The organism is Paenibacillus sp. Y859 (assembly GCF_056786405.1).
In genome coordinates this window covers 451445-469957 of record NZ_JBXCIZ010000002.1, presented here as the reverse complement: position 1 = coordinate 469957, position 18513 = coordinate 451445, and the positions used below count along the sequence as shown (strand labels likewise).

20 protein-coding genes and 1 pseudogene are annotated in these 18513 nt (G+C 41.0%); 1 reads left to right on the top strand and 20 read right to left on the bottom strand.

Annotated elements, in window-relative coordinates; all coding sequences use genetic code 11:
- Positions 1-2 precede the first annotated feature (2 nt).
- Positions 3-833 (bottom strand): stalk domain-containing protein, encoded by an 831-nt coding sequence (locus AC1TO8_RS07045; protein ID WP_482054871.1) that lies wholly within the window; start codon positions 831-833, stop codon positions 3-5.
- Between the two features lie 157 nt (positions 834-990).
- The gene (locus AC1TO8_RS07040; RefSeq protein WP_482054870.1) at positions 991-1590 is read right to left on the bottom strand and encodes a nitroreductase family protein; all 600 of its coding nucleotides are present in this window, start codon (positions 1588-1590) and stop codon (positions 991-993) included.
- A gap of 225 nt (positions 1591-1815) precedes the next feature.
- Between AC1TO8_RS07040 and AC1TO8_RS07035 the strand changes: the two genes are divergently transcribed.
- Entirely contained in the window at positions 1816-2046 is a 231-nt protein-coding gene (locus AC1TO8_RS07035; RefSeq protein WP_482054869.1) for a hypothetical protein, read from the top strand.
- Between the two features lie 68 nt (positions 2047-2114).
- On the opposite strand, the pseudogene AC1TO8_RS07030 reads toward AC1TO8_RS07035, so the two are convergent.
- From AC1TO8_RS07030 to accB, 18 genes and pseudogenes are all read right to left on the bottom strand, one after another.
- Positions 2115-2498, bottom strand: a pseudogene (locus AC1TO8_RS07030) (carbohydrate ABC transporter permease); the annotation flags it as partial.
- A 307-nt stretch (positions 2499-2805) separates the two neighbouring features.
- The gene (gene spo0A / locus AC1TO8_RS07025) at positions 2806-3609 is read right to left on the bottom strand and encodes a sporulation transcription factor Spo0A (RefSeq protein WP_482054868.1); all 804 of its coding nucleotides are present in this window, start codon (positions 3607-3609) and stop codon (positions 2806-2808) included.
- Positions 3610-3809: 200 nt separating this feature from the next.
- On the bottom strand, positions 3810-5144 hold the full coding sequence (spoIVB, locus tag AC1TO8_RS07020; protein WP_482054867.1) for a SpoIVB peptidase: 1335 nt from the start codon (positions 5142-5144) through the stop codon (positions 3810-3812).
- 116 nt (positions 5145-5260) lie between these two features.
- Positions 5261-6985: a DNA repair protein RecN gene (recN, locus tag AC1TO8_RS07015; RefSeq protein ID WP_482054866.1), complete on the bottom strand. Its 1725-nt coding sequence runs from the start codon at positions 6983-6985 to the stop codon at positions 5261-5263.
- A 42-nt stretch (positions 6986-7027) separates the two neighbouring features.
- Positions 7028-7477, bottom strand: a complete 450-nt coding sequence (gene ahrC / locus AC1TO8_RS07010) for a transcriptional regulator AhrC/ArgR (protein ID WP_482054865.1) — start codon at positions 7475-7477, stop codon at positions 7028-7030.
- A gap of 27 nt (positions 7478-7504) precedes the next feature.
- Entirely contained in the window at positions 7505-7987 is a 483-nt protein-coding gene (locus tag AC1TO8_RS07005; protein WP_482054864.1) for a hypothetical protein, read from the bottom strand.
- Positions 7988-8055: 68 nt separating this feature from the next.
- Complete coding sequence (locus tag AC1TO8_RS07000; RefSeq protein WP_482054863.1) at positions 8056-8898, bottom strand: TlyA family RNA methyltransferase; 843 nt, start codon at positions 8896-8898, stop codon at positions 8056-8058.
- A gap of 33 nt (positions 8899-8931) precedes the next feature.
- Positions 8932-10863 (bottom strand): 1-deoxy-D-xylulose-5-phosphate synthase, encoded by a 1932-nt coding sequence (dxs, locus tag AC1TO8_RS06995; RefSeq protein ID WP_482054862.1) that lies wholly within the window; start codon positions 10861-10863, stop codon positions 8932-8934.
- Between the two features lie 80 nt (positions 10864-10943).
- Positions 10944-11849 carry a polyprenyl synthetase family protein gene (locus tag AC1TO8_RS06990; RefSeq protein WP_482055251.1) on the bottom strand — a complete coding sequence of 302 codons (906 nt, stop codon included), beginning with the start codon at positions 11847-11849 and terminating at the stop codon, positions 10944-10946.
- The gene (xseB, locus tag AC1TO8_RS06985; RefSeq protein ID WP_438351402.1) at positions 11842-12102 is read right to left on the bottom strand and encodes an exodeoxyribonuclease VII small subunit; all 261 of its coding nucleotides are present in this window, start codon (positions 12100-12102) and stop codon (positions 11842-11844) included. The genes AC1TO8_RS06990 and xseB overlap by 8 nt, the downstream gene beginning before the upstream one ends.
- Positions 12086-13456 carry an exodeoxyribonuclease VII large subunit gene (gene xseA, locus AC1TO8_RS06980; RefSeq protein ID WP_482054861.1) on the bottom strand — a complete coding sequence of 457 codons (1371 nt, stop codon included), beginning with the start codon at positions 13454-13456 and terminating at the stop codon, positions 12086-12088. Before xseA ends, xseB begins: the two co-directional genes overlap by 17 nt.
- An 11-nt stretch (positions 13457-13467) precedes the next feature.
- Positions 13468-14325, bottom strand: a complete 858-nt coding sequence (folD, locus tag AC1TO8_RS06975) for a bifunctional methylenetetrahydrofolate dehydrogenase/methenyltetrahydrofolate cyclohydrolase FolD (protein WP_482055250.1) — start codon at positions 14323-14325, stop codon at positions 13468-13470.
- 42 nt (positions 14326-14367) lie between these two features.
- Entirely contained in the window at positions 14368-14820 is a 453-nt protein-coding gene (nusB, locus tag AC1TO8_RS06970; RefSeq protein WP_482054860.1) for a transcription antitermination factor NusB, read from the bottom strand.
- Positions 14821-14975: 155 nt separating this feature from the next.
- A complete protein-coding gene (locus AC1TO8_RS06965; protein ID WP_482054859.1) occupies positions 14976-15209 on the bottom strand; it encodes a DUF2273 domain-containing protein in 234 nt (77 codons plus the stop codon).
- 14 nt (positions 15210-15223) lie between these two features.
- On the bottom strand, positions 15224-15763 hold the full coding sequence (gene amaP, locus AC1TO8_RS06960; protein WP_482054858.1) for an alkaline shock response membrane anchor protein AmaP: 540 nt from the start codon (positions 15761-15763) through the stop codon (positions 15224-15226).
- A 77-nt stretch (positions 15764-15840) separates the two neighbouring features.
- Positions 15841-16251: an Asp23/Gls24 family envelope stress response protein gene (locus AC1TO8_RS06955; RefSeq protein WP_482054857.1), complete on the bottom strand. Its 411-nt coding sequence runs from the start codon at positions 16249-16251 to the stop codon at positions 15841-15843.
- Positions 16252-16421: 170 nt separating this feature from the next.
- A complete protein-coding gene (gene accC / locus AC1TO8_RS06950; RefSeq protein ID WP_482054856.1) occupies positions 16422-17765 on the bottom strand; it encodes an acetyl-CoA carboxylase biotin carboxylase subunit in 1344 nt (447 codons plus the stop codon).
- A gap of 114 nt (positions 17766-17879) precedes the next feature.
- Positions 17880-18371, bottom strand: a complete 492-nt coding sequence (gene accB / locus AC1TO8_RS06945; protein ID WP_482054855.1) for an acetyl-CoA carboxylase biotin carboxyl carrier protein — start codon at positions 18369-18371, stop codon at positions 17880-17882.
- Positions 18372-18513: the final 142 nt, after the last annotated feature.

Sequence of the window (18513 nt, the reverse complement as noted above, 5' to 3'; positions counted from 1 at the left end):
GGCTAATTTTCGAATTTCGAAAAGATAGCCTCTCCCGCTACATAAACGCCGTTCACATAAGCATATTCGATCTTTAGCTCCCCAATAAACTCACTAGGTGATATTTGTACAGCCGCTGATGCCTTTAATATGTCGTTCTCAACATAATAACGTAGAATAGAACCGATCCCGGGCTGCTCAAACCAGTAATCTCTGTCTTCATTCAACATTGAATTAGGAAGAAGCGTTAATTGATCATTGATATGCATTTCGATTCCCTTACCGCTAATATTCCCTGTCCATTGTTTCTTGAAAGCAATTAACGCATCCTCTACTGGAATATTAAATCCTGTATCCCCTTCTCTTAAGTGAAGTTCATTTATATGAACACCCGTTCCATATCCTGTTGTCAGAATAACAGCGATTTCATTATTTCCATCGCCATTTAAATCCGCGGAAATAATCTCTGGAGCATACGATGGATTCGTTACATTGTAACCAACAAGAGATCGATTGAATTGATCAGTGACCATTTGCAAATGCTCATAAATCCCATTGGCACCTTCCCGACCCGTGATCTTAATATGACCCAATTCAGAGATCACCTTATCCTGTGCATCTTTTATTTCAACTTCCTTTGTATTCGCATTGTAAGACACTATTTTATTGAACGTATCTGAGATGGTCGTAAGAGGTACCATCACTTCTCCATCGATGATTTGTGGAGGTGATTCTGTATAATGTTCATTGCCATTTATAATTAATTTAATTGGATTCGAAGCTAGAACGATAACAGAAGTTCCAAATAATACACATACAGCTGTGGTTGCAACAACCCATTTCTTAGTTTTCAAGGATAATCCACCTTCCGAGGCTTTAATAGTAAATAATCTCTCATATCTATATCGTATACTTTTATTAGGAATACTACTAGAAAAAAGATTGTAACTATTTGAAAAAGCCCACGCTAGCGCGTTGGCCTACAGAATAAAGCTCATGTATTTACTTCTTTTAATTGTCTTTGTTCAAAGAATCTGGTTTATCCACCCACACGGTTACATCCTGAAAAGGTGTGCGTTTACTTTGCTGTATGCGATCTCCAACTGGAATTCCTAAATAAATAAATCCAAGAACCTTGTCCTTTGAACTGAGTCCGAAATGCTCATTCATTTGGGCCTGGTATGTAGGTTCACCAGTTCTCCATATGGCTCCTAGACCAAGAGCATGAGCTTCAAGTAGCATATTCTGAATAGCGGAGAATACAGCCCCGTACTCTTCCAGTTCAATAATGTTATCTTGTTCCTTCGGTGTCACGGCAACGGTAATAATGACTGGTGCACGCATCGGTTTCTTCCTTGCTGATTCTGCAGCCTTTTGCACTTCTGGAGATGCGGGATCACCAATCGCTGTCACAGCAATTTCCGCAAGTGCATGACCTAATAGTTCCCTACCCTCACCTCTAAGCACAAAGAAACGCCACGGCTCCGTCAATCGGTGATTGGGCGCCCACGTTCCTGCTTCCAGAATCTGTTCAATGGCAGAGACAGGCACATCCTCCTCTGTCACCTTTCCGATACTGCGTCTTGTACGTATAGCCTCAGATATATTCATATTTATAATTCCTCGCTCTCCATTAGCAGTTGTTCAAAAAGTCATCTTTTGAACTCGCACTATTAAGAATGTTTCTCAATCATATGTATTCATTGTAACAAACATTCAGACGCATGCCCAACTGAGAATGTTTATCCCACTGATTTGCTGGTAACTTAGCCGACACAAGCTATCTTTTCCTCTCATACAATGCCTCAAGACATGAAAGGAGGCTGACAAACAACTATGGAAGCATATCATAATTGTGTACAATGTATGAATCGTAGAGTGCGTATTTTTACTAATGATGGAAAAGTACATGAAGGTGTTATTACGGGTGTAGATAGACATCATGTATATTTAAGAACCGAATGCCCAAGAAACCAAGTGCACACATCTGCCTTTTTCAACCCTTTTATAGGTGGTCCAATTTTAACATTAAGTTTGTTTACACTATTAGCAATCGCTTTAATTTGATTTAACCCCCTACAACATGCTTGACCCAAAAGATGGACGCTTGATTAAAGTGTCTATCTTTTGGGTCATTAACCTTTTACACTACCCATAACTAAACCCTTCATAAAGTACTTTTGCAGAAATGGATAGACGATTAATACTGGGAATGACGCTAAAAATACTTGAGCAGCTTTAAACGTTCGATCAGATACTTGCTGCGTATTGATTAGCTCTGTTGCCGATACAATGGAAGGATCTACAGCTATAATAATGGTCTGCAAGTAACTCTGCAGGGGATAATTGGCTGGTGAGTTCATATATATTAATCCATCAAACCATGAGTTCCAATGTGCAACTAGTGTAAATAAAGTAATTGTCGCAAGCGATGGCTTAGAAAGTGGTAAGTAAATACTCCATAGCACTCGCCAATGACTAGCGCCATCCATATAAGCTGCTTCTTCAATTTCTTTAGGTGAATCAATTTCATAAATCAAAAGGCTTGCTACAACTAGGTTTTTAGGGCATAGAAAAAGGAGTATCTCGCCAAAGTCTTTCTGGATAGATTCTTACTTGAACAGTAAAGCATGAAATTGTCTAACTGAAAATCTAAATCAGTCATAAAAACACCGTCTATTTATTGGATTTTTCGAACCCAATAAATAGACGGTATAAGTCGGTTTAACGAACAGTAGTTTATTGGTATGAGTTCACCTAAATACGATATTTATACGCAAAATGGTTTTATGTATAAACATCCCAAAATCTTCACCCTATATACGTTTAAGACACCTTGTGCTCAATTCTAAGCTTATCAGCGACCATCGCAATGAACTCTGAGTTAGTAGGCTTAGACTTGCTTATATTGATCGTGTAGCCGAACAGGTGGCTAATAGAGTCGATGTTGCCGCGGGTCCAGGCTACTTCAATGGCGTGGCGGATGGCACGTTCCACTCTGGAAGGCGTTGTTTTGAATTTTTCGGCAACCGCTGGATAGAGGGTCTTCGTGATGGCACCTAGAATTTCTATGTTGTTATACACCATGGTGATGGCTTCGCGCAAATACTGATATCCTTTAATATGTGCAGGAACGCCAATTTCATGAATGATCGATGTAATGTTAGCGTCTAAATTTCTTCCTTTACTTAATGGAAGCACGTTAGATCTGTTGTTCGACATAGACATACTTGGTGAATTCACATTAGGTTGACCAACCAATTGGCGAACGCGATTCACAAGAACTTCCATATCAAATGGTTTTAGAATGTAATAGGAAGCTCCAAGTTGCACAGCTCTTTGGGTGATATTCTCTTGGCCGAATGCCGTCAACATAACGACTTTGGGCTGTGGTGAAAGATTCATTTCACGTAGACGTTCAAGCACCCCAAGACCATCTAAATGAGGCATGATAATATCCAAGATCAGCACATCAGGTGCTTTTCTTGATTCATTAATCATATTGAGCACTTCCTCGCCGTTATAGGCGATTCCGGTAACAACCATATCTTCTTGTTCCGTCAGGTATTCGGCAAGTAAATTTGTAAATTCTCGGTTGTCATCCGCTAATAAGACCTCAATTTTTTGCAATTTTGGTTCCTCCTCGGTTTCCCTTAATAATTAGTTAACTGTGATTTTTTTCCTCTCCAAACATAGTTTCGACATTGAAATCCAAATCCCTTCTGTCGAAAATTATTTTTGTTTATATTTTTATCATCTTCCTATATAATTAATTTATTTTTTACAGCATATGATCTTATTCAACGATTTATGACAAAAAAACCTTAAAGCTAACTCGCTTTAAGGTTTTTTTGTTGATTTGAAGTTTTAGGTATAGCTCCGGAATCTTGAAGCATCCATTCGATGAAACATCCATAACCTGATTTAGGATCATTCACAAACACATGAGTTACAGCACCAATTAATTTTCCATTTTGTATAATCGGACTACCGCTCATCCCTTGAACAATACCACCTGTTTTGCTAATCAGTTTCGGATCCGTAATTTTTATGACGAGCCCCTTCGTTGATGGAGCCTCTTGCTTTGCCACATGAACAATCTCAATTTTGAACCTTTCAACCTGCTGACCATCCACAACAGTCAATATTTCTGCAGGTCCTTCCTTAACTTCTTCTGCAAAAGCAATTGGAATCGGTTCTTTATATACACTGTGCTCAGGGTTCTTTGTCATTTTACCAAAAATACCAAAGTGAGTATTACTTACAATATTACCAATGATGTTACTTTCCTTCAGAAAATGAGCTCTTTTCTCACCTGGTTCACCATCTTGACTTTTAGAAATGGAAGTTACGTTGGATTCAACAATTTGTCCGCTACCGACTACGATTGGGGTTTGCGTGTTCATATCGGTGATGACGTGTCCAAGTGCGCCATATACTCCCTGATTAGGTGCATAGAAGGTTAGAGTACCCACACCCGCTGCTGAATCACGAATATAAAGACCAAGCCTCCAAGCTTTGTCTTCCTCATCATAAGCAGGAGTCAGCTTTGTTGTTAATACCTTATCTCCTCTTTTGAAGGAAATATCAAGCTTCTTCTTCTTTAGTCCAGCGTCGTCAACCATGCTTCCTACTTTACTTATGTCCGTGAGCGGAACGCCATTCATATGTGTCATTAAATCACCTAATTGAATACCAGCATTCTCCCCTGGAGATATTCGACTATCGTGACTTACGTTCACTAAATGATGCCCTACAACGAGAATACCCGCTGATTTCACTTTCACTCCAATGGTTTGTCCTCCAGGGTACACCTTTAATTCTGGGACAACCTGAACTCTCATCGTCTTAATAGGAATGGTGCCGAATGCTTTCAGGGTAAGGCGAGCATTGCCACTACGCTTGGAACTAAGCTGCAAAGGATGACTGGGGGACACTTGGAGCGTTGGTTGTGCCATTCCATTCATTTGTAGGACATCAGGTCTATCTACAGATGCTTGGGCATTAACAGGAACCGCCAACTGAAGTGTAGATAAATCGCCCGTAAATAACCTTACGTCGCTAGGCAAAGAAGCAAAACTTTGTACAGGTTCACTTGTACCGATGAAACACAGAACGCAGGCAGATAATAGGCCAAATAATTTCTTCCTGAGGTTGGAGCTCAATGGCTGTCACACTCCCTTTTACTTCTTTCGCTTGACGAAAGGTGGTCGCCAATTGCGTACCTTTAAGATAACCCCGCCCTCAGGCTTTTATTACTGTCAATCATTACTCCGATGCCTTACCTGCCAGCTTTTCTCGCTTCAGCCAACTTCAGCATTTCTTGAGCATGATGACGCGTTTTTGTCGTTATCTCAACACCACCGAGCATCCGAGCAAGTTCCTCAATCCGCCCCTCTTCAGACAAATTATCTACACTTGTCATCGTTCGTCCATCTATAATGTTCTTCTCAATTAAATACTGGTTATCAGCCATACAAGCCACTTGTGGTAAATGCGTAATGGAGAACACTTGGCAACTCTCCGATAGCTTAAAGAGCTTCTCAGCAATCGATTGAGCTGCTCTTCCACTAACTCCTGTATCCACTTCATCAAATATAAGAACCGGGATCCGATCATGACGCGCAAATATTGTCTTCATGGCGAGCATAATCCTCGAAAGTTCTCCACCTGATGCAATTTTACCAAGAGGTCTTAACGGTTCACCTGGGTTAGGCGATATCATAAATTCGACGTTATCCATTCCTTGTTTCGTTAATCGAACCTTATGACCTTCCACTTCATATCCACGTGGGTCCTCAAGCAGTTCATGCTTCACTTGCAGTGAAGTACGTTCCATTTGAAGATCCTTAAGTTCTCCTTCAACTTGTATCCCCAAATCGGCTGAGCATTGTCTTCTGGCCTGACTTAATTCAAATGCAGATTGTAGCAAGTCACCAAGTAGCTCATCGCGTTGTTGACGAAGTTTCTCAACATGCTCATCCTTATTTTCAATCAAATCACTTTCCAGTTTTATCTTCGTGTAATATTCTAGAATTTGCTCAACACTATCCCCATACTTCCTACGTAACGTGATGATCTTATCTATACGCTGTTCAACCTCTTCTAATCGCTCAGGATTGAACTCGATATTCTCACGGTAATCTCTTAACTGAAATGTTACATCTTCAAGCTGAAAGTAAGCAGATTGCAGCTGCTCAAGCATAGGCTTTAATCCACTCTCGTCATAAGCAACAATGTCTTTGAGTAGTGTAACCGCAGAACTAATGGAACTTACACCATGTTGTCCGTACAGAATATCATACGCACCTGAGACTGAATCCATCATTTTCTCACTATGGGATAGCTTGACCCTTTCATCGGCTAACCATTCATCTTCCCCAGATTTTAAATTCGCCGCAGTAATTTCCTCCAATTGGAATCGATATAAATCCAGCATTTGGAACGACTTTTGGCTAGTATTTTGCAACTCACGGAGTTCCTTCTCAACTTTAATAAATATGGAATATTTCTCTTGATATCTTTCTTTTAACGGTCCAATGACTTCTTCACCATATGTATCCAAAAGAAATAAGTGTCTTTCCGGACGCAGTAAACTTTGATGCTCGTGCTGACCGTGGATATTCACCAAATGATCACCCACTTCGCGTAGCATCGTAAGATTTACAAGTTGTCCATTAATTCTAGATGTACTCTTACCTTGAGACGTTAATTCACGTCTAATAACTAAATGCTCTTCGTGATTACCATCTATCCCGATCTTGAGAAGTGCATCCCATATGGGATGTCCTTCCTGTAGCTCAAACAACGCTTCAATCTCCGCCTTATTACAACCATAACGGATAAGATCAGCAGACCCTCTGCCACCAGCTATAAGACCAAGCGCATCAATTATGATTGATTTACCTGCTCCTGTCTCGCCTGTAAGTACGTGGAATCCCTGATAAAAATGTACATCAATTGCTTCAATCACGGCTAAATTCCGAATGGATAACGTTACTAGCATGAATCAATCCCACCTTTGGCTCTTTCTTACTACGTTCCATTATTAAGAAATAAAACTCATAATTTGAGTCATGACGTAAACACTATCTTCCTCAACCCGACAGATCATAAGAATCGTATCGTCTCCACAAATCGTTCCCATAATCTGATTCCACTCCATATTATCTAATAATACAGCTACTGAGTTGGCTGTTCCTGGTAAGCACTTCATAACGACAAGATTGCCTGTATGATCGATATGAACGAAATTATCTACAAGTGCTCGCTTCAGTTTAACAACAGGGTTATAGCGCTGATCCGTAGGCATGGAGTACTTATACTTACCCTCATCCGTCGGTACTTTGATGAGTACTAATTCTTTAATATCTCTAGATACTGTCGCTTGTGTAACCTGAAATCCAGATTCTCTTAACGCCTCAACCAATTCATCTTGTGTTTCAATATCCCGATGTGTAATAATTTCACGAATTTTAATATGTCGTTGTCCCTTCATAAATGCCTCCTGAGGTAAGGTGATTTTTTACTCATTCTCACCAATATATTCTTCTTCATCCCATTCAAAGTAAACTTCTCGTACCTCTTCTTGGGATAGATCAACATAAAGTAATCCCGCACTGTCTGGATATAATAAGAAATAAGGTAATAGTCGATCTCTAAGCGAGCTTCCAGTCCACTCTAAGGGCAGTCGCTTACGTGCTGTCTTGACCAGGTATACAGCCCCTTCTTCATTCGTTGCTACATAATCTATAAACAATCTGCTAAAGTATTCCTCTTGATCCACTTCAAAATAAAGGGGGATTTTGACTCGGCCGCCGATCACTTCATATCCTTTACTCCGCATTAAATCTACCGCAGGATGTTCCGGTATATACTCATTAAATGGGATCTTCAATCTATGGTCTACCGTCGGATCCTGAATCCAATTTCTAACTAAGATGACTACACCCATTATGAGGACAATCCCAATGATGACCATAACAAACAAATCAGTTTTATCTCCCATATGAATCACCTCTTTAGAAGTATTCGCGAATGTCAGAAAAAAAACCTTTTTTCAGCAAAGAAACCCATCTACTTAGATGAGTTCCCCTTAAACGTATATGTCGCTTCTTGTATTACTTGATCTATGAGAAGTTTGATCTTGTCTTTATCCATAGGGAATTCATCAAGTGTTGGAGCCCCCAATTTCCAGTGGGCCAGAAATTCTATATTACCTTCCCCACCTGTAATGGGGGAGAACGTAAGACCTTGCAATGTATAACCTAATTCTTCAGCAAACGTTAGAATCGTCGATAGCACATCACGATGGACCGCAGAATCTCGAATAATACCAGATTTCCCTACCTTATCTCGACCTGCCTCGAATTGTGGCTTGATCAAAGCGACAATACTTGAGGGCTGATCCAATAATGCCATTAAAGGGGGTAATATGATCCTAAGTGAAATAAAGGAGACGTCAATACTTGCAAAATTGGGTATAGGTCCTTTTAAATCATCAGGTGTCATATATCGAAAATTTGTTTTTTCCATCACACATACTCGATCATCACTGCGAAGAGACCAATCTAATTGGTTCGTTCCCACATCGATAGCGTACACGTAATTCGCTCCATGCTTAAGTGCACAGTCTGTAAATCCACCTGTTGAAGAACCGATATCAAGCATGGTAGCATCTTGCAATTCAATTTCAAATTGATTGATAGCCTTCGCAAGTTTCAGCCCACCTCGACTTACGTACGGATGAACAGCGCCTTTTACCCTGATTACAGCATCTCTAGGAATCTTCATCCCTGGTTTCTCAATCCGTTCTTCAGCAGCAAAGACCAATCCAGCCATAATTGCAGCTTTAGCTTTCTCACGACTATCATACAAACCCTGCTCTACAAGCAGAATATCAATGCGTTCTTTTTCCATATATTCTATTCACCTAATTTTCGCCTTCACGCCTTAAGACGGAAAGTTTCTTTGACTATATTCATAAGGATGAAGAGCTACAAGTTTTCGTATCTCCTCACATACTGCAGCGGCAGTTAAATCCGTTTCGCCACGTTGTTCATTGATACTTCCGTGTTCAATGAATCGATCAGGAATGCCCATAATAGATACGGTTGTGTCAAACATATGTTGACTTGCATAGAACTCAAGGACTGCACTACCTAGACTTCCAGCCTCACAAGCTTCTTCTAATACGAGCATTTTTGTTTTTGTTTCCGCCAAGGTACGTAGCATATTGTCATCCACTGGTTTTAAGAAACGAGCATTTACAACCTGCAACTGAATTCCATCACGCTTAAGTTGTTCGGCTGCTTCTAATGCTACTTGCACCATAGGTCCGACGGCAAGAACTGCATATCCTTCTCCCTCACGAACCGTTTCCCACGTTCCAATTGGAATGGACACTAGTTCCTCATCCATAGCAATACCAAGACCATTAATACGTGGGTATCGATACGCTATCGGCCCATCATTGTATTCTAATGCTGTCAACATCATATGACGAAGCTCATTCTCGTCTTTCGGCATCATGAGAACCATATTCGGGATATGACGCATGAAAGCAATATCGTACACCCCTTGATGGGTTTCTCCATCTGCACCGACGAATCCAGCTCGGTCAATAGCAAATATCACGTTTGCGTTATGTCTGCAAATATCATGTACAATCTGATCGTATGCTCGTTGCATAAAGGTAGAGTACACTGCAAATACAGGCTTCATACCTTCCATTGCTAATGCAGCACACATCGTTGCAGCATGCTGTTCCGCAATACCAACATCAATCATTCGGTCTGGGAATCTCTTGCCGAATGGAACGAGTCCTGATCCGCCAGGCATTGCTGGAGTTACAGCAATCAACCTTGAATCTCGTTCACCTAGCTCGATTAATGTCTGTGCGAATACATCCGTATACATCGGGTTTCCGACAGATTTCAATACCTGACCAGATTCCATCTTATAAGGTGAAATGCCATGCCATTTAAAAGAATCAGCTTCGGCAGGTGTATATCCTTTGCCCTTTGTTGTAAGGACATGAACAAACACAGGGCCATCTACATTATCTGCTTGGCGGAATGCCTCGATTAATTTCTGAAGGTCATGTCCATCAACCGGACCGAGATACGTAAAGCCTAATTCTTCAAATAGAATACCCGGTACAACCATATATTTAAGGCTATCCTTTAATTTCTCTGCAGTCTTAGCTAACTTACCGCCAATTGCTGGAATTTTCTTCAACAACACTTCAACTTCGTCTTTTGCACGTAAGTAATGTCGATCCGAACGGATCTTACTTAAATAATTGTGCATCGCACCTACGTTTGGAGCAATTGACATCTCGTTATCATTAAGAATGACCATTAGCTTTTTCTTCTCATGACCGATATGATTCAGCGCCTCAAACGCCATACCACCTGTAAGAGCACCGTCACCAATGACCGCAACAACTTTGTTGTCCTCACCTTTTAAATCTCTAGCAAGCGCCATTCCCATGGCAGCAGAAAGAGAAGTACTACTGTGTCCCGCTTCCCACACATCGTGTTCACTTTCCGATCTCTTCACGAACCCACATAACCCATTATATTTACGTAATGTATCGAAACGATCCATCCGACCCGTAAGTATTTTATGGACGTACGCTTGATGTCCTACATCAAATATGAATTTATCCGTAGGACTGTTATAACAGTAATGAAGAGCAATCGTAAGCTCCACCACGCCTAAATTTGAAGCGAGGTGTCCACCTGTTACTGACAACTTCTCGATAAGAAACTGACGAATTTCTGCCGCAAGAGAAGCTAATTCATCCACCGATAGAGACTTTAATTGTTCTGGTTGATCTATTTGTGGAAGCTGCACTTTAATCTCCCCACTTTTCTTCATTAGGATTTGTTTATTGTTTCAGTTGGAAACTTTCCGCTAATTATATCACAGATGATGCTTCATGTAACAATATGACAGTATTAGTGGTCTCTACTGACTAAATAATCTGCAATTTCTAGCAGAACTTCTGGATGAGGAATTCGTGCATCTAGCACAATCTTCTTTGCTTCTTCTGTAAGTCTTGCGACTTCCATCTGTGACTTTTCTAGTCCAATAAAGTAGGGATAAGTCACCTTGTCTTGTTTGATATCACTTTGTGTCTTTTTGCCAAGCTTCGCCTCATCACCAATGAGATCTAGAATATCATCTTGAATCTGAAAAGCAAGCCCCAAACGACGCCCAAATGAGCGAAGCGCTTCGATACTATCTTCATCTGCTCCAGCAATTCGTCCTCCCGCAACAAGAGAGAATATGATCAAATCACTCGTTTTATGAAGATGTATGTACTCCAGTTGCGATAGATCAGTTAATCCTTGTTCCCCTTCCATATCAGCAACCTGACCCCCAACCATTCCCCTAGGACCAGCCATTTCTGATAAGTCTGAGATGATCGCAAGAACTTGATCTGCCGGAATACCGTGCTTTCTTGATATTTGAGCCAAATGGTAGAAGGCATGTGTGAGTAAACCGTCTCCAGCTAGAATGGCCATAGCTTCACCATATACTTTATGATTCGTCAACTTACCTCGACGATAATCATCATTATCCATCGCTGGAAGGTCATCATGAATGAGTGAATATGTATGGACCATTTCAACAGAACATGCGGCATCTAGCGCTGCATCACGATTGCCCCCCATTGCTTCACATGCGGCAATCACTAACAGTGGCCGCAAGCGTTTCCCTCCAGCTAGAAGGGAATAAGTCATCGATTCCTTCAAATGAACCGGCACTTCCCACTCGGATGGAATAATATCTAGCAAGGAAGATGTGATCATATCAGTCACATCTCCAATATAATCTTGCAAGGAGGGACGGTTAGCCATTGGAATCCCCGCTTTCTGACTCCAGTGAAGCGCCAAAGGGCTTCTTTCGAATCTCTCCATCTTCCTGCACAATCATTTCGATCTTCTGCTCTACCTGCTCTAGCTTTTGGCTACATAACTGTGATAGCCCCATCCCTTTTTGAAATAGCTCAATCGCTTTTTCTAAAGGAACATCCCCATGCTCCAACTCGTCTACAATGGCTTCTAATTGGCTCATTGCTTGTTCAAATTTTAATTCAGTAACCTTTGCCATTATCTAGCTTATCCTCCTTCATTGCCCATACCTGAGCGTCGAATTGACCATCATTCACCCTTATTTTCACCAAATCACCTAGTTTAACATCATCAAGTGATTTAATTAAATGTTGCTCCTGTTCATCATAGACAAGGCTATAACCTCTCGACATGACCTTCAAAGGACTAAGTGCATCCAGCTGTTTCATAGCAGTGCCTAATTGATTCTTATTCACTTTAAGAATGGATGCCATAGCCATGCGAAGCTGATGCTCATTCTTCTCTGTTTGTTTCTTCACAGCAGCTACCTGATCCTTAGGATTAAACCGTAATAGACTTTGATGAACACGTAATTTCTGCTCTTTACTCAATTTCACTCCAGATCGCATGGACCGAGTAAGCTGTTGTTGTAGCTTGTCCAACCGCTCTGTATGCTGATGTAATGTTCTTCGAGGATTCACCAATACAGGCGAACGCTGCAAAGCTCCAAGGCGCTCACGATAATATGATACTCGTTGTCGCAGTGACTGGCGTAACTGCCTTTCCATGTGCGTTAGAGAAGCTTGTACATCTGCCATATTGGGAACAGCCAATTCTGCGGCTGCAGTTGGTGTGGCCGCCCTAAGATCCGCAACAAAATCGGCAATCGTAAAGTCCGTTTCATGACCAACAGCTGAAATAATTGGGATTGTAGATTGATAGATGGCTCGCGCGACGATCTCCTCATTAAATGCCCACAATTCCTCTAGAGAACCACCGCCTCGACCAACAATGATCACATCCACCTCAGCCAACTTGTTCATGACCTTGATTGCTTTCACAACAGATGGTGCTGCATCTTTACCTTGGACGAGTACTGGGTACAAAGTAATATGTACTTGAGGATAACGACGCTGCAATGTAATCATAATATCCTTCACGGCTGCCCCAGTTGGCGAAGTAATCACACCAATGGATCGCGGGTAAGTAGGTAAAGTCTGTTTATGTTCTGTAGCAAACAACCCTTCTGTTTCCAGCTTCTTCTTCAACTGTTCAAAGGCAAGATATAGACTACCAATACCATCTGGCTGCATATGCGTAGCATAGAACTGATACTGACCATCCCGTTCGTACACGGTCACATTGCCTCGCGCAATAACACGTGCCCCTTCCTTGGGTAGAAAGGGTAACTTCTGATTATGAGATGCAAACATGATGGCACGAATCCGACTGCTCTCGTCTTTCAGCGTGAAATACATATGCCCGCTAGAATGATGAGTGAAATTAGATATTTCTCCACGAATCCATACATCAGACAACAATGAATCCGAATCCAACTTCATACGGATGTACCGGCTCAGATCTTTAATGGATAATACCTTTTGTTGGTCCATGATAGGCCCCTTTAAGACAATCCGTGATGCCGTTTAGCAGCAACCAGTGTATTCTTCATTAACATCGTAATCGTCATCGGCCCAACGCCACCTGGAACAGGTGTGATAGGACCACTTACTTCTTTAACACTCTCGAAATCAACATCCCCAGCGAGTTTACCATTATCTAAGCGATTCATTCCAACATCGATCACGACAGCACCAGGTTTCACATAGCTTGCATCAATAAAATTAGCTCGCCCAATAGCTACTACCAGGATATCAGCCTGACGTGCAATTTCAGCCATATTGGCTGTACGCGAATGACACATCGTAACCGTTGCATTCTCGCGTTGAAGCAAGAGCGATACTGGCTTCCCAACGATATTGCTACGCCCAATGACAACGGCATGCTTTCCTGACATCTCTATTCCAGCACGCTTAATAAGTTCTATCACACCCGCTGGTGTACAAGGTAAGAGGCTCTCATCGCCAATAACTAAGTTCCCTACATTGATAGGATGGAATCCATCCACATCTTTCTCCACCGAGATGGCATTAATGACTGCCTTCTCTTCGATATGTCCAGGTAATGGCAACTGTACAAGTATCCCATTGATATTCTCTTGATGGTTAAGCTTATTTACTAAGGTCAATAAGTCCTCTTGTGAAGTTTGTCCAGATAGACGATGTACTTCAGAATAGAAGCCTACATCATGGCACGCCTTCTCTTTATTACGGACATATACTTGTGAAGCAGCATCTTCCCCTACCAATACAACAGCAAGTCCTGGAACAACTCCTTTACTTGAAAGTTCCTTTACTTCTTCTGTCAATGAACTACGGATTTCATCTGATACTTGTTTACCACTAATAATCGTTGCTGCCATCATAATCTCCCCTAACTTTATGTTATGATTTCATTCGAATTTCTATTGACGTTTCTCTTTAAGTTCAATCAAGTCGCCAATCATTTTACCTAGAACGCCATTTACGAATTTACCAGAATCCTCTGTACCGAAATGCTTAGCAAGGTCAATAGCCTCATTGACAACCACTTTAGCTGGAACATCTTCTTCGTAGACCATCTCATAAGTAGCTAGACGTAATATTTGACGATCCACACGGGATAAACGACTGATTTGCCATCCAACTAAATAATGACCAAGTAATTCATCAATTGCGACTTTATTACTCCATGTCCCATTGACTAACTCCAGAACATATTCCTTCAGCTTGATCTCATCTTTGATGACTCTTTCTGTCTCATTCTCTTCAGAAGCCTCCAGCAACAAGGTGGATACAGCCTCATCACTTTCAACCAAGTTCATTTCCATTTGATACAAGCTTTGTACCACAATCTCTCTAGCTACACGTCTTTTCATTATTATATCGTTCCTCCTGGACTTCACTTTATCTCACAATTTCAGACTTTCATATTCTTCTTAATATTCACAAAAAAAACCCAAAGAAATCTTCCTCCAAAAAATAGGCCTGGTTAAGCTGCAGCTCTTTTTCCGGAGAAAGCATATCTTAGGGTTCATTTAAATGGACGCCACTTTTCCGATAACCATTGCACAGTTTCCTTCCATTGAGACAAGGAACCTTGTTGCAAATCTTTTCTTCTACCGAAAATATATCCTATGAACACAACTAATGCAAAGAACAACATATCCCAAAAACCCGATACTAAATATACAATACCGAATACAACTCCACCCGTTACGCCGACAATTCGCCCTCTGTGACTCTCCCACATCTCTTTCCAAAGCATCGGGAAATCCACCTCTATTCCACTCTACTCTTAAAACTTGGTGACTGTGCAACATTAGCAATAAATACCGCTACATTGGCTACTGGAATTCCAGTCGTTTCTTGCAAATAATCATGAACCTGTTTCTGTATATCTGATGACAAAGTAGGAATTGAATATTCTCCATCCACAACTGCACGGATCTCAATATCTATACCCGCTTGATCGACTTTAATTCGAGATTTCAAATCTCTAACGCCCCGCACTCTAGATGCCGCTTTAAGACATAAATTCTCAATCGTTTCTATCGATATTTGAATATCACCAAACTCAGTCCGTTGATCAATGGAAGGAGTACGATTACGATCTTTTCGAATAGAAATATAAAAGAAACGCAGACTAAGAAGAAACAGTATCACCAATACAATTATTGCTGTAATGAACACGCCATAACTCGGATCATTAATCCAATTCGAAGGTAACATGCCACTTAGATGAAGGATTGCAGCTATAGAAAGAATAGCGATACTCAAGCTATAAACAAACAGCAAAAGTCTATCAAGTATTTTAGCCACGAGACAATCCAACCTCCTAAAATTATAGTAAACCCGCGACATGAACTGTCGGGGGTTTAGATGACTACCGAAATCCGTTATTTAACACGTTGGCTAAATTCAACATCCTCGGTATTCTTCTCCACTTGTTTAAAAATAACATCATGAATATGAACATTCACTTCAATCACAGTCAGACCTGTCATGTTCTCAATGGAACGTTTGACATTATTCTGAATTTGAGAAGCCACTTCAGGTAGGCGATAGCCGTATTCTATAATGACAGATACATCGATCGCTGCTTCCTTTTGCCCCACTTCCACTTTTACACCTTTGGATTGATTCTTACGGCCTAAAAGTTCGGCAATACCACCCGCAAATCCTCCACTCATTCCTGCTACACCACTAATCTCAACTGTAGCCAGTCCAGCGATCACTTCAATCACTTCAGGAGCAATCTGGATTTCACCGATATCCGTACGTTCAAACTCAGTCGGTAAAGTACTCATAATATATTCGTCACACCCTCCAAGTAAATTTTCTGACATTAATTACGATTGCATAACTCAGGCTCGGCATGCAAAATTAGATATTCATACTATATCATTTAGGCTTCCTTAAAACAATTAAAGCTTCTACGAAGGAGGTTCAAAAAGTTATGTTTTGAACTCTTATTTTATTAAATTTCGTTCTCTTCAAGAAATTTAATATCGAAATCGCCCTCGATAAATGTAGGGTGATTCAACAGTTTTTGATGAAAAGGAATCGTTGTATGAATTCCACCTATTGTAAACTCAGACAGAGCACGTTTCATTTTGGCGATGGCTTCGCGTCGTGTTGGCGCCCATACGATTAGCTTCGCAATCATAGAATCATAGTACGGTGGAATCGAGTAGCCTTGATATGCTGCACTATCGATACGTACACCTGGACCACCAGGAGGCAAATAAAATGTAATCTCGCCTGGATTTGGCATAAAGTTTCTTTCAGGGTCCTCTGCGTTGATACGACATTCGATAGACCAACCATTAATCGTAATCTCTTCTTGGCTAAAAGATAATGCATGCCCTTCTGCTACTGAGATCATTTCCTTAATGATGTCGACACCTGTCACCATTTCAGTCACTGGATGCTCAACCTGAATGCGAGTATTCATCTCCATGAAATAAAACTGACCATCTTGACCAAGCAGAAATTCAAGTGTTCCTGCTCCTGAATATTGAACTGACTTGGCAGCCCGAACGGCCGCTTCACCCATTTGTTCACGAACTTTTGGTGAAAGTACAGGACATGGAGCTTCTTCAAGTAGTTTCTGTCTACGACGTTGTATCGAACAATCCCGCTCACCGAGATGCACGACATGACCATATTTATCAGCAATAATCTGAATCTCTACATGCTTCATACCAGTCAAGTACTTCTCTAAATATACCCCTGCATTGCCAAAAGCTTTCTGTGCTTCTTGCTGAGCAGCCGTTATTTGCTTGACTAATGATTCCTCGTCTTCAGCAATGCGAATTCCTTTTCCCCCACCACCAGCAGTTGCTTTGATGATTAATGGGTAACCAATTTCACGAGCAATAACAATCGCTTCAACTAAATTCTCCACGATTCCATCAGAACCAGGTATAACAGGTACACCCGCTTCCTTCATCGTCAGCTTAGCAACAGATTTATCACCCATTCTAGAAATAGCCTCTGCTGAAGGACCGATAAAAGTAATATTACATGATTCACAAATTTCTGCGAAATCTGCATTTTCAGCCAAAAATCCATATCCAGGGTGAATTGCATCACACTCTGTTAGTGTAGCAACACTCATAATATTAGTGACATTCAGATAACTGTCCTTAGATGAGACTGGACCAATACAATAAGCTTCATCCGCTAGTCGAACATGCAGAGAATCCTTGTCTGCCTCTGAATAAACCGCTACCGTAGATATATCAAGTTCCCGACAAGCTCGGATAATACGAACCGCAATCTCTCCGCGATTCGCAATGAGCACTTTATGAAATTTCATTGCTGGTATCATCCTCCTAAAAGTTTTCCGAAGGAAAACTCACTTCGTAAGCATACACTTAGTTTTCAGAAGAAAAACTCTCTTCATATGCATCTTCTTATGTTCGAATTCTTCTTACTCTGCTCTTACCAGGAATAGAGGTTGGCCAAATTCCACCAATTGACCGTTATCAACCAATACCTCTACAATTTCTCCCTTTACTTCCGCTTCCAATTCATTCATTAGCTTCATCGCTTCTATGATACATACCGTTGATTTCGAATGCACTTTGTCTCCACAGCCCACAAGAGGAGCTCCATCAGGTGATGCGGCTCTGTAGAATGTTCCCACCATTGGAGAAACAATTTTATGTAATGATGATTTCGTATCTGCAACTATAGACTGTTCAACTCCAGTCACACCTTGATCAGATACTTGATTTGTTTGCTGAAACTGTACCGGTGCCATCGGATACGCCTGTGGAGCGGAATGTTGAACATTCACTACTTCCATTTGCCCAGGCTTACGAATGGCCAATCGGTTACCTTCCACTTCAATCTCAAGCTCTTGAAGAGATGATTCATCAAGTAACTTGATCAATTCCTTAATTTCATTCAACTTAAACATTATCAATTCACTCCTTCAACTATCGGAACCGTATACAAACTACATATACATACGCATTATAGATATGTATTATATCATATTCGCAAGAAATGGAAAGAGTCCAGACTTACCTGGACTCTTTCATTATTTTATCGAATTAAGT